This is a genomic window from Kitasatospora sp. NPDC056184 (assembly GCF_042268405.1).
Taxonomy (GTDB): domain Bacteria; phylum Actinomycetota; class Actinomycetes; order Streptomycetales; family Streptomycetaceae; genus Kitasatospora.
In genome coordinates this window covers 290721-305216 of record NZ_JBHJUI010000002.1, presented here as the reverse complement: position 1 = coordinate 305216, position 14496 = coordinate 290721, and the positions used below count along the sequence as shown (strand labels likewise).

The 14496-nt window shown below is 71.1% G+C and carries 16 protein-coding genes; 6 read left to right on the top strand and 10 right to left on the bottom strand.

Features of this window, described 5'->3' with window-relative positions:
- Positions 1-148: 148 nt before the first annotated feature.
- The gene (locus ACFC0B_RS06500; protein ID WP_376083596.1) at positions 149-991 is read right to left on the bottom strand and encodes an undecaprenyl-diphosphate phosphatase; all 843 of its coding nucleotides are present in this window, start codon (positions 989-991) and stop codon (positions 149-151) included.
- Positions 992-1331: 340 nt separating this feature from the next.
- On the opposite strand from ACFC0B_RS06500, the gene ACFC0B_RS06495 reads away from it, so the two are divergent.
- The 3 genes from ACFC0B_RS06495 (at position 1332) to ACFC0B_RS06485 (ending at position 4487) form a co-directional block, all read left to right on the top strand.
- Entirely contained in the window at positions 1332-2009 is a 678-nt protein-coding gene (locus ACFC0B_RS06495; protein WP_376083082.1) for a response regulator transcription factor, read from the top strand.
- Positions 2002-3471, top strand: coding sequence for a sensor histidine kinase (locus tag ACFC0B_RS06490; RefSeq protein WP_376083080.1), 1470 nt, complete (start codon positions 2002-2004; stop codon positions 3469-3471). Before ACFC0B_RS06495 ends, ACFC0B_RS06490 begins: the two co-directional genes overlap by 8 nt.
- Before the next feature lie 866 nt (positions 3472-4337).
- A complete protein-coding gene (locus tag ACFC0B_RS06485) occupies positions 4338-4487 on the top strand; it encodes a hypothetical protein (RefSeq protein ID WP_376083077.1) in 150 nt (49 codons plus the stop codon).
- A gap of 78 nt (positions 4488-4565) precedes the next feature.
- On the opposite strand, the gene ACFC0B_RS06480 is transcribed toward ACFC0B_RS06485, so the two are convergent.
- Together ACFC0B_RS06480 and ACFC0B_RS06475 are read right to left on the bottom strand one after the other, a co-directional pair.
- Positions 4566-5213 carry a hypothetical protein gene (locus ACFC0B_RS06480; protein WP_376083074.1) on the bottom strand — a complete coding sequence of 216 codons (648 nt, stop codon included), beginning with the start codon at positions 5211-5213 and terminating at the stop codon, positions 4566-4568.
- 627 nt (positions 5214-5840) lie between these two features.
- A complete protein-coding gene (locus ACFC0B_RS06475) occupies positions 5841-6671 on the bottom strand; it encodes a CPBP family intramembrane glutamic endopeptidase (RefSeq protein WP_376083071.1) in 831 nt (276 codons plus the stop codon).
- A 439-nt stretch (positions 6672-7110) separates the two neighbouring features.
- On the opposite strand from ACFC0B_RS06475, the gene ACFC0B_RS06470 reads away from it, so the two are divergent.
- The 3 genes from ACFC0B_RS06470 to ACFC0B_RS06460 all read left to right on the top strand — a co-directional run bounded on the left by ACFC0B_RS06470 (position 7111) and on the right by ACFC0B_RS06460 (position 8708).
- Complete coding sequence (locus ACFC0B_RS06470) at positions 7111-7488, top strand: hypothetical protein (RefSeq protein ID WP_376083069.1); 378 nt, start codon at positions 7111-7113, stop codon at positions 7486-7488.
- 128 nt (positions 7489-7616) lie between these two features.
- A complete protein-coding gene (locus ACFC0B_RS06465; protein WP_376083066.1) occupies positions 7617-7751 on the top strand; it encodes a hypothetical protein in 135 nt (44 codons plus the stop codon).
- A 159-nt stretch (positions 7752-7910) separates the two neighbouring features.
- Positions 7911-8708: a serine protease gene (locus ACFC0B_RS06460; RefSeq protein ID WP_376083063.1), complete on the top strand. Its 798-nt coding sequence runs from the start codon at positions 7911-7913 to the stop codon at positions 8706-8708.
- Positions 8709-8986: 278 nt separating this feature from the next.
- Here ACFC0B_RS06460 and ACFC0B_RS06455 read toward each other — a convergent pair whose 3' ends face one another.
- The 7 genes from ACFC0B_RS06455 to ACFC0B_RS06425 form a co-directional block, all read right to left on the bottom strand.
- Positions 8987-9523: an RICIN domain-containing protein gene (locus ACFC0B_RS06455; protein ID WP_376083060.1), complete on the bottom strand. Its 537-nt coding sequence runs from the start codon at positions 9521-9523 to the stop codon at positions 8987-8989.
- A gap of 68 nt (positions 9524-9591) precedes the next feature.
- A complete protein-coding gene (locus ACFC0B_RS06450; protein ID WP_376083058.1) occupies positions 9592-10011 on the bottom strand; it encodes a hypothetical protein in 420 nt (139 codons plus the stop codon).
- Positions 10012-10423: 412 nt separating this feature from the next.
- Positions 10424-10615 carry a helix-turn-helix transcriptional regulator gene (locus tag ACFC0B_RS06445; protein WP_376083055.1) on the bottom strand — a complete coding sequence of 64 codons (192 nt, stop codon included), beginning with the start codon at positions 10613-10615 and terminating at the stop codon, positions 10424-10426.
- 166 nt (positions 10616-10781) lie between these two features.
- Positions 10782-11975, bottom strand: a complete 1194-nt coding sequence (locus ACFC0B_RS06440) for an ABC transporter permease (protein WP_376083053.1) — start codon at positions 11973-11975, stop codon at positions 10782-10784.
- On the bottom strand, positions 11972-12709 hold the full coding sequence (locus ACFC0B_RS06435; protein WP_376083050.1) for an ABC transporter ATP-binding protein: 738 nt from the start codon (positions 12707-12709) through the stop codon (positions 11972-11974). Before ACFC0B_RS06435 ends, ACFC0B_RS06440 begins: the two co-directional genes overlap by 4 nt.
- Complete coding sequence (locus tag ACFC0B_RS06430) at positions 12706-13881, bottom strand: peptidoglycan-binding protein (RefSeq protein ID WP_376083595.1); 1176 nt, start codon at positions 13879-13881, stop codon at positions 12706-12708. The genes ACFC0B_RS06435 and ACFC0B_RS06430 overlap by 4 nt, the downstream gene beginning before the upstream one ends.
- Positions 13882-13883: 2 nt before the next feature.
- Positions 13884-14408, bottom strand: coding sequence for a hypothetical protein (locus ACFC0B_RS06425; protein ID WP_376083047.1), 525 nt, complete (start codon positions 14406-14408; stop codon positions 13884-13886).
- Positions 14409-14496 lie beyond the last annotated feature (88 nt).

Sequence of the window (14496 nt, the reverse complement as noted above, 5' to 3'; positions counted from 1 at the left end):
CGGCTCGTCCGTCGGCCGGGACGGCCTGTACTGGCGGTGGCCGGCGTCGTGTCCGAACAGTCGGGTCCAGCATGGCCGAGCGACGCTGAAGGGTTCCTGAAGACCCGAGGGAGTCATCAGGAACCTGGTAGGCGGTCCTGTGCGAGCGCTAATGGACCGCGCCGGCCGTGGGGGCGAGGATCCCGCCGGCGACCAGGCCGATGATCAGGATGCCGAGCAGGATGCGGTAGATCACGAACGGCATGAAGCTGTGGTGCGAGATGTACTTCAGGAACCAGGCGATCGCCGCGTAGCCCACCGCGAAGGCGATCGACGTGGCGAGGACGGTCGGACCCCAGGCCGGGGCCGGACCTTCTCCGATCTTGAACAGCTCGAGCGCGCCCGAGGCGAGAACCGCCGGGATCGCCAGCAGGAACGAGTAGCGGGCGGCGGCCTCACGGCTGTAGCCGAGGAAGAGGCCGGCGCTGATCGTGCCGCCGGAGCGGGAGACACCCGGGATCAGGGCCAGGGACTGGGCCGCACCGTGGATCAGCGCATGCGGGAAGGTCAGGTCGTTGATCCGGCGGGCGTCCCGGACCGCGCGGGTGCGGTCGGCGGCGGCGAGGATCAGGCCGAAGACGATCAGGGTGGTGCCGATGATCCGCAGGTCGCGCAGCTGGGTCTCGATGGTGTCCTGGAAGAGCTTGCCGAGGATCGCGATCGGGAGGGTGCCGACGATCACGAACCAGCCCAGCCGGGCGTTCGGGTCGCTGCGCAGCGCGGGCTTGAACAGTGAGCGCACCCAGGTGGAGACGATCGCGGCGATGTCCTTGCGGAAGTAGATCAGCACCGCCGACTCGGTGCCGAGCTGGGTGACCGCGGTGAACGCGGCACCCGGATCCTCCCAGCCGAACAGGGCGGAGAAGACCCGCAGGTGGGCGCTGGAGGAGACCGGCAGGAACTCGGTGAGCCCCTGGATCAGACCGAGTACGGCCGCGTGGAACCAGGAGATCACCGCACACCCGCCCTGCCGGCTCGTCGGTCGCTTCGCATCGTGTCTTCCTGCCTCCGCTCGGGGGAAGGGCCTGGGCGCCGCCTGCCGGCCGCGGGTGTCGCGCCGCCGCGGACCCGGGTGGCGGCCCGGGGCGGGTGGGCTGTCGGCCCGGCGGCTGTCGGTGTTCGTGCTCCCGCGCGAGCGGGCGGCGCGGCCAGCATGGCCGAGGCGGGCTGAACGTTTCCTGAAGACCGAGGCCGAGACGGGTGGCGACCGGTGGCGAGTGGGCGCTGAAGGGTTGCCGAGAACCTGAAGACGTCTTCAGCTGTCCGAGTCGGCGACCTGCGACGCTGGGGGTATGCGCGTACTGGTGGTGGAGGACGAACAGCGGCTCGCCCTGGCGATCAAGCACGGACTGGAGGTCGAGGGATTCAGCGTCGACATCGTCCACGACGGCCTGTCCGGCCTTGCCCGCGCCACCGACCACTCATACGACGTGATCATCCTCGACATCATGCTGCCCGGACTCAACGGCTACCGGGTCTGCTCCCGCCTGCGCGCCGCCGGCAGCGACACGGGCATCCTGATGCTCACCGCCAAGGACGGCGAATGGGACGAGGCCGAGGCGCTCGACACCGGCGCCGACGACTACCTCTCCAAGCCGTTCTCCTTCGTCGTCCTCGTGGCCCGCCTCAAGGCGCTCGCCCGCCGGATCGGCTCCCGCGCCCCGCAGCGCACCGCCCTCGGCGACCTGGTGGTCGACTCCGCCGCCCGGACATGCACCCGGGCCGGCACGCCGATCGCGCTCACCCCGCGGGAGTTCGCGCTCCTGGACCACCTCGCCCGCCGCGCCGGCGAGGCCGTCTCCAAGCGCGACATCCTTGAGGAGGTCTGGGACAGCGGCCCGGACAGCGACCCCAACACCGTCGAGGTCCACATCAGCTCGCTGCGGCGCAAGATCGACGCCCCGTTCGGGCGCACCGCGGTACAAACCGTCCGCGGTTCCGGCTACCGGCTGGCGGCGGACGGTGGCTGACCAGCACGCCGGACCGATCCGATCCGCCCGCCGCCGGGCCACGGCCGTGGCCCGGCGGTTCGCGGCCAGACCCCGGGTGGCGGCGCTGATCACCCGGCTGGCACCCCGATCGGTCCGCACCCGCACGACGCTGGCGGCCTGCGTCAGCGTCGCCGCGGTCCTGCTGGTGGCGTCCGCGGCCGTGCTGTTGCTCCTTCGGGCCAACCTGGTGCGCAGCGTCGAGGCCAGCGGCCGCGAGCAGGCCCAGGTGGTGAGCCGTCTCGCGGCCGACGGCCGGCTGCCGAACCCGGTCCCCCTCGACCACGGCAGCGACTTCGTCCAGGTCACCGATGCCCACGGCACCGTCGTGGCGGCCAGCCAGAACCTCGCCGGCCGGCCCGCGCTCACCCCCGCGGGCACCTCCGACGGACACGGCACCTTCAACCTCGACGCGCTCGGCGACGAGCACCACCAACGCGTCACCACCCTCACCACCGACACCCCGAACGGCCCGGTCACCATCCGCGTCGGTGCCTCCCTGCACACCGCCGACACCGCCGAGGACGTGACCACCGCAGCCCTCGCCGTCCTCAGCGGCCTCCTCGTCGCCACCGTCGGCGTCGTCACCTGGAAGGCCACCGGCCGCGCCCTGCGACCCGTCGAGGTGATCCGCTCCGAAGTCGCCGCCATCGGCGACCGCGACCTCGGCCGCCGCGTGCCCGACCCCGGCAGCGACGACGAGATCGCCCGCCTCGCCCACACCATGAACGCCATGCTCGACCGGCTCGAATCCGCCGGCGTCCGCCAGCGCCGGTTCATCGCCGACGCCTCCCACGAACTGCGCAGCCCGCTCGCCGTCCTGCGCACCCAGCTCGAAGTCGCCCACACCCACCCCGACCCCGCCATCCGCGCCGAGATGGTCGCCGGAGCGCTCCAGGACACCGGCCGGCTCCAGTCCCTCGCCGCCGACCTGCTGCTGCTCGCCCGCCTCGATGCCACCGGCCACAGCGGGCCGATGGAGGACATCGACCTCGCCGAGCTCGTCCGCACCACCGCCGAGGGCCGCGACTCCCGACCGCACCCCGTGGACCTCGACCTCGCCGCCGGCTGCACCGCCACCGGCAACCCGATGTGGCTGGGCCGCCTGCTCACCAACCTCCTGGACAACGCCCAGCGCCACGCCCGCAGTACTGTCGCCGTCCGCCTCGCCTTCGACGTCGCCGCCGGGCAGGCGGTCATCGACGTCACCAACGACGGGCCCGCGATCGACGCCGGAGACCGCGAGAAGGTCTTCGAACGGTTCACCCGTCTCGACGACGCCCGCAGCCGCGACGACGGGGGCACCGGCCTCGGCCTGTCCATCGCCCGCGACATCGCCGCCCTCCACGGCGGCACCCTCACCATCGAGGACGCACCCGCCGGTTGCACCTTCCGCGTCCGCCTGCCCACCCGCGAAGCACCCCGCTCCAGCACCGGCCGCTGACCCGGGCGGGGCCGACCCCTGCCCCACCCGACACGTCAGCCCGCGGGAAGCAACGGGCCGGGGGCGCGCTGCTCCGCACGCTCGGCGAACGGTTCGCCTTGGGCCAGGGCCACCGCGTTCGAGAAGAGGCGGGCCGGGGCAGGGTCACGCTCTACCGCGGCGTTTCGGCGCTGCGCGACGCGTCGGCCCACGCGGTGCGGTCGTGACACTCGACGTTCAACCCGGCCGGGTCAGACGTCCCTGCGGTCGACCACTGCCGCCGCCACCGCGAGCAGGGCGAAGGGAGTGATCAGGAGGACGGCCCAGGCTCCGGGGGTGGAGGGGCCGTGCCGCTCCACGTGGCTCACGGTGAGGCGGAGGCGCGGGGTCGGGGTGGAACAACCGATCTGTGGTGCCCGCGTGAGCTGGGCTGGCCCACTCCGAGCCCGGCCCTGACCCGTCCCTTCCGGCGTCGGGGCGGGCCGGTAGCCGCGCGCCATGGAGACCGGGCTGGGACGACAGCCGTACTAGACCTGGAACTCCATATAAACTACTTCGAATCCAAGGCATTTCGACAAGATCAGCATCCGCAAGCTTGACCATTAGGTCGACCGTCAAAGTCATATGAAGGAATTTTCGGCAATCAGCCTTCGAACCTTCGATTATAGAAAGCCGCGTCCAGTCCAACCCTGGGGGTGATCGACTGAATTGATCTTCGAACGTTGTGAGGCACCCACTTCGGGTGGCACGACAGCCTCAACGCGCTGCCAGACTGATCCCGAGAGCGGCGCCGCCCATCACTCAGATTCGCGAGGGAAGGGTGCTCTGTGGATGAAGTTGAACGGCGGCAAGGTGTGCCGCCAGGGGGAGGTTGGACACCTGCCGAGGTGATCGAGCTGAGTCGTTCGGCGCTGGCAGCTGGCGTGATGGTCGTGATTCTTGTACGGCACCCTGAGCTCGACGCGGCCGCAATGACGCTTCTGGGCACCGGATTCGCCGCGATAGCGGTTCCGGTGCGCCGAAGCGGCCGGCGCTAGGAAGTGGCTGCGGCCCGTCACCCGGGAGGATGTGACGGGCCGCCGGCCTGGCCTCAGAGGCCCGCAGTCGGCATCGCGCTACGTGTCCGCCTCTGCGGAGGTCGTCGCGTCCGGCCTCAGCCCGAAGCCTCGTGTGCAGCGGGGGTGGGAGATCGGCCACTCGGCGGCGTCTTCGATGGTGCGCAGGGTTCGGCTCGCCTTGTCGGGGTCGGGGTGGCTGGTCCAGCCGCAGTCGGAAACGTCGAAGACGTCGACGAACCGGATGTCGTGCTCGCGGGCAACGGTGAGGGTGTCGGCGTTGTAGGCGACGGCGGTTCGGGCGAGGGCGGCGGCTTCAGCCCAGGCCCGAACCGGCAACCGGGCGCCGCCTCGGTAGACGACCCTGTCGAGGGGGTGGGCGGCGGCGAGTTGGTCGGCCAGGGCCCGGGCTGCCTGGAGTGCGGTGCGCCCGGTGGCGGCGGTGGGGATGTGCTGGCGGGCGGCGGCGCGGGCGGCCCGGTAGAACTGGCCGGCACGGCGGACGGTCTGCTGGGAGTGGCGCAGCAGGTCCGTGTAGATGTCTTCCCTGTTGGACCGGCGTGTTGAAGCCGATCGAGCAAGGGTGGATGCGCACCTGGCCGGCGTACTTTCCGGGGGCCGGTTGATCGCCGGGTCACGGTGGATCGGGTGGCCATCCTGGCCGAGTAGGAGAACTTGGCCGAGCGCGAGGAGTGGGTGGGGATTCATCCTGGGGCTCCAGTTCCTCTCTCTCCGGACCACCGGGTGGACGAGGGGTTGAGTCGGTACCCGTGCCGGTCGTCAGTCGCCCGGCTCGCGCGGGAGACCAAGCGGAACGACACGGACGCCTACTGCTTGTTCCTCGACTTCCTGTGGGACGCGGCGAGACCTGGTCCGATGCCACGACGGACGGTCTGCGGGATTTCGAGGACTGGCGGACCCGGTCGCCGCAGAATCCGCGTCGGGTCGGTGGGGCACGGTGGAACCGGGGACTGGCGGCGCCGGCTCGGTTGTACGAGTGAGCGGTGCAGCACGATCTGATGCCGGCCAGCCCGGTGGTCATGCGGTCGGAGCGGCGGGCGTGGCCGGGTACCGGCGGCGTCGGCGAAGAACGCGAGGGCGAGCGAGGTGCGCTGGCTGACGCCGCGGGTGTTCCGCCGCTGGGTGGAGGTCGGGCTGCTCGGGTTCGGTGCCGATGGTGTGCCGGCGCCGGGGTGGGCGGGGTAGATGACCGACCGTAACGGGGCCTTCGCCGACCTGCTGTTCTCCTCCGGGGTACGGCTGACGGAGGGCGCCGTGCGAACGAGTGATGCCCCCGCCCGGGTGGGCGGGGGCATCACTGGTGGATCGGCCGCGTCAGTGGCCGGCGGTGCGGTGGGCCGGCGGCACGGACGGGGCGCCGGCCCCGGTGCGGGCCGGGGGTTCGATAGTGCGGCGCCTGACGATCACGAGGACGATCAGGACGACCTGGAGCACGATCGGCAGGATCATGCCGGGGGAGGTCTTGGGGTCGGTGCCGACGGTGTTGGAGACGAGGCTGAAGTCCCACAGGCCGTGGACGAGCATCGGCAGCAGCAGTACGCCGCCGACGCGCAGGCAGAGGTAGAAGAAGTAGCCGGAGGTGGAGACGATCACGGCTTGGAGGACGGCCTGGGCGCCTTCGCCGAAGGCGTTGCTGACGTGGACGAGGCCGAAGACGACCGAGGACCAGAGGGCGACCTTGCCTTCGCTGAGGCCGGCGCGCTTGAAGACCTGGACGCCGATGCCGCGGAACATCAGCTCCTCGCCGATGCCCACCAGCGCGGTCATGGCAACCAGGGCGAGCACCAGCGAGGCCGGCTGGTCGGCGAGGTTGGGGTAGTTCACCGCCAGGACGGCGACCACCAGCATCGAGACGGGGACGAAGCGGACCCAGCGCCGCACCGGCACGCGATAGTTCAGGACGCTGCCCCACCAGCCGAGCCAGGTCACCACGCCGGCGCCGAACAGGACCGACAGGCCGATCGGGATCACGCCGTCGCGCACCACGGACTGGGTGGTGGGGAACTGGCTGTCGCCGCTGCCCCGGTCGACGCCGATCAGCGCACCGAGTCCTTGGAGGATCGCGAGGTAGACGACGACCACGGCCAGGAACCAGGGCCAGGTGAGCGTGCGCCCGGCCGGGACGGGGGGCGGTTGTGCGGACACGGGGCAACTCCTCGGGGTGGGGGAAAGGGCCCGGACGAACGGGCGGACAAATGATCCCATAAATAAGAAAAATCTCTAAAGGATGCGCAAAGGCGCCAAAACGGACACGGCTCGGTAAAGGGCCCCGGTCCAGCTCCTCCGCGGCGACGCGCCGGCCTGGCCTGGCCTGGCCGCCCGCCTCTCGCGGGCATGATCAAATGCGGCGGGGTGCGGTCATTTTCGATCTTCCTCTGCGGCGGGGCAGGCCGGGCTGATGGAATGACCGGCAACCATCACCGCTTCTCTCGCCCTTGGAGCTCCCGTGAACTGGCTGGCCGACGTCCTGAAGATCGTCACCGCCCTCGAACCGATCATCGTGCCGTTGATCACCAGCAACCGTGACGTGAAGCACGACATCAAGCCGATCTCCTGACCCGACCACCACGACGGACCGCAGAACGTGCGCATCACCGGCCTGCTCCGGGGGATGGCCTCGACGTTCCTCTCGCCCCGGCCGCCCAGGACCGAGCGCGACCAGCCCCTCACCCGCGCCCAGATCCTCGCCCTCCTGGACGAGCTGCCCGTCAGCGAGTGGCGCTACGACTGGGACCCCGACACCCTGCACATCGGTCCGATGGCCCAGGACTGGCGGGCCGCCTTCGGCTACGGCCGGCGCGCGACCACCATCGACGTCGTCGACGCCAACGGCGTCCTGATTGCCGCCGTCCAGGAACTCTCCCGCCGCCTGCGCGCCCTGGAGCAACAGCACGCCGCGCAGCCTCCCTGCCCCTGCGCCCACCGGGGCACGCCCGGCCCCGCCCCCGTTCCCGCACCGTGAAAGAGAGAAGCCCGTGACCCTCACCCAGGCGCTCGTCAGCCTGCTCGCTGCCCTCGGCCCCGTCATCGGCCCCCTGTGACCAGCCGCCCGACCCCTCGCCCCTGACCTCCCGTCACAAGGACCTGCCCGTGCAGACCACCCGCCGCACCACCGCCCGCGCACTGCGCGCGGCCACCATCGCCCTGCTCTCCTCCACCGCCGTGCTGACCTTCGGGGTCTCGGTGCGCGAGATCTTCCAGATCTCCGCCGCTCTCGGTGCCTGAACCGTCGCCCCACCGGGCCCCCGACGCAGCACCCGCGGCGAACCGGCCGTGCCCGCGACGGGAACGGCCGGTTCACCGCTTGCGGGCCACCGCCGCCTGCCGGAAGGCTCCGGGAGGATCACGCCCCGGACGGGGCCCGGGACGGGAAGAGGCACGGCGATGGCACAACGGCGGGGTGCGGCGCGGCGGGTGGCCGCGGCGGTTCTCGGAGTGACCCTCTCGGTGGCCGCACTGGCCGGCGGCGGGGCGGGGACGGCGGCCGCGGTCGCCGGCGGGAGCGACGCCGCGCCGGGCGCCCACCCCTACCAGGTGTCGCTGCAGTCCCAGGGCCCCACCGGCTGGTCACACATCTGCGGCGGCTCCGTCATCGGCCCGCAGTGGGTGCTCACCGCCGCCCACTGCCTCGAAGGCAGGACCGCCGGCCAGCTGCGGATCGCCGCCGGCTCCGACACCCTCTCCCCCGCCGGCACCCTGCGCCCGGTGCAGGAGTACCGCACCCACGAGAACTACAACGGCAACGCCGCCGGCCTGCCCAACGACATCGCCGTCCTGAAACTCGCCACCCCCCTCACCTACAGCCCGCAGGTCCAGCCGGCCGCCCTGCCCGCCCTCCCCGACCTGCTCGGCGGCACCGCCACCCTCACCGGCTGGGGACACACCACCGGCGGCGGCACCACGTCCAACACCCTCCAGCAGGCCACCGTCACCACCCTGACCGTCGGCGAGTGCCAACTGCGCTGGTACGGCCAGAACATCAACCTCACCCACGTCTGCACCTACGACAAGGGCTCCGGCATCTCCGCCTGCCAAGGCGACAGCGGCGGACCCCTCGTCCAGAACGGCCGCCTCATCGGCATCGTCAGCTGGGGCGCCACCACCTGCAGCGGCGCCTACCCCTCCGTCTACACCAACACCGGCGCCTACCGCCTGTGGATCACCGCCCGCACCGGCATCTGACCCGCCCCCGGCCACCGCACCGCCACGACGCACCGAAGCAATCGGTCGCCGACCGCCGCCGACCTCCGGCACGCCGGGGGACCGCACTCCTTTCGTGCCCGCCCGAGGGAACCGCGGCACAACCGGCGCAGATGAGGCCGATCCCGGTAGCGAGCTGCGGCCCGCCCTTCGGGGCGGCCGACGCACGATACGAGGGAGGGAACGTGAGGGCACGGGCAGATCGCCTGCCCGCGCCCTCACGCCGGTTCGGTACAAGACGGCACGGCCGTGTCGGCGCGCTACAAAGTGAAAAGGTCGTTGCGCACCCCGGCGCCGGGGTAGTTGCACTTGTGGACGATGACCGGCGCACCGTCATTGAGACTGGCGTCCTTCACATGCCAGCACTTGTCGGTGATCCTCCCCGATTCCATCGTCAGAAAACTCACGCCCCGATCAAAGGAATGCAGAATCGTGGTATGGAACTTCTGGCTCCAGCCGCCGTTGCAGGTCTGCTGCTTCAACGGGAACTGAACGGCTCCAGACCCACTGTCGAGACACTTCCCGCTGAACGTCTCGTACCGGTAGATAGGCTCGTACGAGGCCTCCGTCCGGACTGCGGTGAACTTCTGGGACGGACTGCCGTCGCAGGTCGCTTGCACCAGGTCCGCGCCATTGGCGGCAGACTTGCCCGCCACGTCCAGACACTTGCCCGAGTGGGCTGCGGTCAACGTGAGAACCACGACCGCCGGGTACGTCTGAGCATGGGCGGGAGTCGAAGACGCAATCGGCGCGAGGGAAAGTGCAGCAGCCAGCATCGGGTAAATACTCTTACGCATTGGAGAGACTCCCGAGAGATGCGCGAAAACAAATCGTCAGATCGGTTCCGAATCGAACCGAAAGAATTCTAAGCCGCGATTATTCTGTCCACAATTCCCCGCACGGATGAAGAGATCCCTCGAAGATTGACCGTTGCATCGCCCTCGGCGGCGGCGGTCCCCTCACCGACGCCGACTGCGCTCCCACCGGCCGACGCGATCTCATCGACCCGCCCCCGGCTGGCCCGTCGATGGGAAACCGCAGGTAGGAGCTGTGAACCCGGGTCGACCAGCCCTCGCACTCCGGGCACTTGCAGCCCGCCGCCAGAGGACTTGAGCCTCACGTTCACCGAATCGATGTTCACGTCGACCGGCAGCACCGCGACACCCGCGACCGACGGAAACAGCAGCCCCTCCAGCTGGGGCACCGGAGATTCCACGGTCTTGCCCTGCCGGCCACCACGATCCGGCCACAGGCGAATATGAGGCAACTTCTCGACGCCGACCACACCGCCACATCGTCATGCAGCGCGAGTAGGCCACAGAAGTTGAGCCAGAGCCACTCGTGGTCAAAGCCAATCAACACGCCGGCTTGACAAGGAAGGTGTCGGCGGCAGGGGCGCCCAGTGCGCGCTGGTGGCTACTGGTTCGCGTGAAGGTGCTGCCGAGGGTGGAGGCTGCGGTGGCGGCGCCTTGCCCGTACACGGCGGGCAATCGGTTGTCCGCGAGGTCGGGGACGGCGGTGTCGATGGCGATCTACGCGTCACCCACACGGGGCCGTAGTCGCCCCGACCTTTCTCGCCAGCAGAGATCCCTATGCCAATACCCTGCACCGATCGGCCCGATAGGCGACGGCCCTACCTATCCGAAGCAGCCGAACCAAATCTGATGTGAAGGCCTCCGCACGCCGGTCACGCGACCTCAACCGCCGGACAGTCGCTGCTGCTTCACCCACGCCTGAACCTCGGACACCTTGAACTGCAACTTGGCGTTCCGCCCGCACCCGAACCTGTACGGCACGAGACCCGCACGACCAGCATCGCGGTACACCCACGCCACCGACATGTTCAGGTACTCCGCGGTCTCCTTGACGCTCATGAACTGCTGGACCACTGGATCACTCCCTACGGCAGCTGGCACCTACCGTGGAGAATCACACACGAAGAGCCGTTTGACCGGGCCGGAGTCCCGTGCTGCTTGCCCCTCGAACCACCTGGCGTGATGAATCAGCAGCGGCTTCCCCTTGACCCCCCGCGGTCGTGGATGGCGCCCGTGCCGGTCAGGCCGAGCGGAGGGCGTCGGTCGGGGAGGCCCTGGCCGCGCGCAGGGCCGGGTAGATCCCGGCGGCGGCGGCCACCAGGACCGAGACCAGCGGTGCGGCGGCGGTGGTGGAGAGCGGGATGGTGGCGGGCCAGCCCTGGGCGAGGGCGTAGCCGTAGACGGTGAGGGCGCCCAGGGCCAGTCCGCCGATGCCCCCGATGAGGCCCATCAGGACGGCTTCGAGGAGGAACTGCGCGGCGATCTGGCCGCCCCGGGCGCCCAGGGCGCGGCGCAGTCCGATCTCGCCGCGGCGTTCCATCACGCTCACCACCATGGTGTTGGCGATGCCGACGCCGCCGACGAGCAGGGCCACGGCGGCGAGTGCCAGGACCAGTCCGGTGAGGGCGTTCTTGGCTTCGGCCCGTGCGGTGTAGAGGTCGGACGGGCGGCTGACGGCGACCGTGCTCGGGCCGGCAGGACTGGCGGTGGCCGCGGCGACGGCCTGGACGTCGGGGACGCGCTCGGGGTGGGAGCGGAGGTAGACGGTGGCGGCGGTGCCGTCCGCGCCCAGGTGGGCGGTGGCTTCGGGCCAGCCGACCAGGGCGGCGGTGCCGAGTTCGGGGGCGAGCTCGTTGGGGGCCAGGATTCCGGTGACGACGAACCACTGGCCGCCCAGCCAGACCCGTTCGCCCGGGGCGGTGACGCCGAGGCGCTGCGCGGCCCGGTCGCCGAGCACGGTCACGGGCAGGCTCTCGCTCGCCGTGTCGAGCCATCGCCCGCTGCGTACGGTGGCGTGCAGGACGTCCAGCAGGTTGGGGCGTGCGGCCAGCACGGTGAGGCTGCCGGTCTGCTGCGCCGGTACGAGGTCGTTGCGGTAGACCTGGGCCTTGGTGGCCCCGGTGGCGGTCACCTGCTGCACGGGTGCGATGTCGGCGAGCATCTTCTCGGCCGTGGGGGGCAGCGGGACCGGCTTCTGGTCGGCGCCGTTGCCGGGGGCGACGGTGATCAGGTTGGAGCCGAGCCGGTCCAGGCGCTCCAGCAGGTGGGCCTGGTTGGAGGAGGAGATCCCGGTCACCGCGATGACGGCGGCGATCCCCAGGGAGATCCCGAGCGCGGACAGCGCGGAGCGCATCCTGCGGGTGCGCGGGCCGATCATGCCCAGGCGCAGCAGGTCCGTCGGGCGCAGCCGGGTGCGGCGCGGGGCGGGCGTCATCGGGGGGCTCCTGCGGGGTGGGGGGTGCGTTCGTCGAAGTCGATGCGGCCGTCGTGGATGCCGATCCGCCGGGGGAAGGAGGCGGCGAGGTCGCGGTCGTGGGTGATGACGACGACTGTGGTGCCCTTGGCGTTGAGGGTGCGCAGGAGGTCGACGACGGTGGCGCCGGAGGCGCTGTCGAGGGCTCCGGTGGGTTCGTCGGCGAGCAGCAGCGCGGGGTTGCCGACAAGCGCGCGGGCGATGGCGACGCGTTGTTTCTCGCCGCCGGAGAGCTGGTCCGGGTGGTGGTGGAGGCGGTGGCCGAGTCCTACTTCGCGCAGTGCTTCGACGGCCGCGGTGCGTCGGAGGGTGGCGGGGGCGCCGCTGTAGAGGAGGCCGGTGGCGACGTTCTCGACGGTGGTGAGCCCGGGCAGCAGGAAGAACTGCTGGAAGACGAAGCCGATCCGGTGGGCGCGCAGGGCGGCCAGTTGGGGGTCGGTGAGGGCGGCGAGGTCGTGGCCTTCGAAGCGCAGCCGTCCGGTGGTGGGGCGGTCGAGGGAGCCGAGGAGTGCGAGGAGGGTGGACTTGCCGGAGCCGGAGGGGCCGACGACGGCGAGGAGTTCCCCGTGGTCGACGGTGAGGTCGATGCCGTGCAGGATGCGCAGGGGCGGTGATCCGGGGTATTCCTTGGTGACGCGGGTGAGTTGGAGCACGGGAGTGGTGCCCTTGGGCTGGGGGTGCTGGGGGTGTGTCATGCCGGGACCACCACTCGGTCGCCGGGCCGGACGTCGCCGGTGATCTGTGCCTTGGCGTCGGCGACGAGTCCCAGGCCGACCTGGACGAGGCGGGTGGTGGCGCCGTCGGCGACCTTGACGCCGTAGCCGCCGCCGTCGAGGGCGATCAGGGCGGTGACGGGGACGATCAGCGCGTCCTCGGCGGTCTCGCCGACGACGGTGACGGTCACGGTGGAGGGCCCGGCCTGTTGGGGTTGCTGCTGGCTGTCCAGCGCGATGGTGACGGTGGTCTTCTCCGGGCTTCCGCCGCCGCCCTCGCCGCCCGGTCCGTTGCCGGCTCCCCCGCCTGTGCCGCCCCTGATCAGGGAGCGGATGCGCCCGTCGACGGTGGTGCCGTCGGCGAGCTTCACCGTCACCCGGCCGTCGGGCTTGAAGCGGGAGGTCTGGTTGTCGGCGGGCTGGACGGTGGCGACCAGGTCGGTGCCGGTCACGGTCATGACGGCGGTGCTGCCGATGGCCGAGCCGAGTTTCGCGTCGACCTGCTGCACCCGCGCGGTCTGCTGGGGCAGCATGATGACGCTGCCGAGCGTGACCGTCCCGGTCTGCTGCAGGCCGAGGGCCTTCTGCCAGCGTTTGACGGCGGTGGCGGTGTCCGCGGTGAACTTCCGGTCGGCCTTGAGGCCGAGTCCGTTCGCGTGGCCGAGGTCGATGAGGTTGTGTTCGAGCTGTTCGATGTCGGGGCCGTCGCCGGTGTCCGGGCCGAGGTCGCGCCACATCGGCCGCTCCCCCCGCAGCAGGACGACGGGCTTTCCGTCGACCTCGTAGAGCGTGGCGCCGGGCTTGACGACGGTGCCGACGGCGGGCAGGGCGGTCAGGGTTCCGCGGCCGGAGGGGACGACGGCGGTGGGGGCGTCGTAGGCCAGGGCGCCGCCGACCTGGATGCCGCTGGACAGCGAGCCCTTGCGCACCTCGACGGTCTCGTGGCCGACCGGGGAGTGCGCCGGGGCCGGGGCCCGGTGCTCCCAGGGGCGGGTGACGGCGAGGGCGCCCGAGCCGCCGATGGCGGTGAGCAGGGCGAGGGGGACGATGATCCGCCGGCGGGTCCTGCGGGTACGGCCCGGCTGGCCGTCCTCGGTGGCGGGGGTCTCGGTGGCGGGGGTCTCGGTGGCGGGGGTCTCGGTGCGGTCGCTCATGGTCACTGGCCGATGGTGTAGCCGGGCATCGGCAGTCGGCCGCAGGCCGGCTGGACGGCGTCCCACTTGGCCATGTCGAAGGAGGCGCGCGGGATGGTGAGGATGCCGCTCTTGGGATCCGGGTCCGGGAGGTCGGGGTAGCCGTTCTTCCGCGCGCAGGCGACGAAGGCGCGCGCTTCCTCGATGGACTTCTCCATGTTCCTCGGCTTGACCTGGTGGATTCCGGGGACCTTGGCGTCGCAGCTCCTGGCCGCCGTGTCGTAGTCGGACGTCGAGCCGCCGTCGGTTCCCGCCGCCGGGATCACGATGTTGCCGTCCTTGTCCAGCTCGACGCCGTTCTGCCCCTCCTGGCGCATGCAGTTCACCCAGGCCTGCCGGACCGCGCCGTCGTCCTGGGGCTTGCCCTTCCCCGTGGCGACGCCTCCCTCCACGCTGGGTGCCGGGTCCGAGGAGGAGCAGCCGCTCATCGCCAGTGCCGCCGTGACGGCGGCTGCCGCCAGTACGGTCCGTATGGTCCTGCTGCGCATGTCGTGCTCCTTGCCGAAGGCCGGTGACGGTCTCCAGCAGTTCTACGGACCGGCGCGTTAGCCATGGGTGAGCGTGTGCCTAACCCCC

Excerpts from the sequence above, each read along its gene's own strand:
- ACFC0B_RS06495 (WP_376083082.1), top strand. The coding sequence starts at position 1,332 with ATGCGCGTACTGGTGGTGGAGGACGAACAGCGGCTCGCCCTGGCGATC.
- ACFC0B_RS06480 (WP_376083074.1), bottom strand. The coding sequence starts at position 5,213 with ATGAATCCCCACCCACTCCTCGCGCTCGGCCAAGTTCTCCTACTCGGC.
- ACFC0B_RS06460 (WP_376083063.1), top strand. The coding sequence starts at position 7,911 with ATGGCACAACGGCGGGGTGCGGCGCGGCGGGTGGCCGCGGCGGTTCTC.
- ACFC0B_RS06455 (WP_376083060.1), bottom strand. The coding sequence starts at position 9,523 with ATGCGTAAGAGTATTTACCCGATGCTGGCTGCTGCACTTTCCCTCGCG.
- ACFC0B_RS06440 (WP_376083053.1), bottom strand. The coding sequence starts at position 11,975 with ATGACGCCCGCCCCGCGCCGCACCCGGCTGCGCCCGACGGACCTGCTG.
- ACFC0B_RS06435 (WP_376083050.1), bottom strand. The coding sequence starts at position 12,709 with ATGACACACCCCCAGCACCCCCAGCCCAAGGGCACCACTCCCGTGCTC.
- ACFC0B_RS06430 (WP_376083595.1), bottom strand. The coding sequence starts at position 13,881 with ATGAGCGACCGCACCGAGACCCCCGCCACCGAGACCCCCGCCACCGAG.
- ACFC0B_RS06425 (WP_376083047.1), bottom strand. The coding sequence starts at position 14,408 with ATGCGCAGCAGGACCATACGGACCGTACTGGCGGCAGCCGCCGTCACG.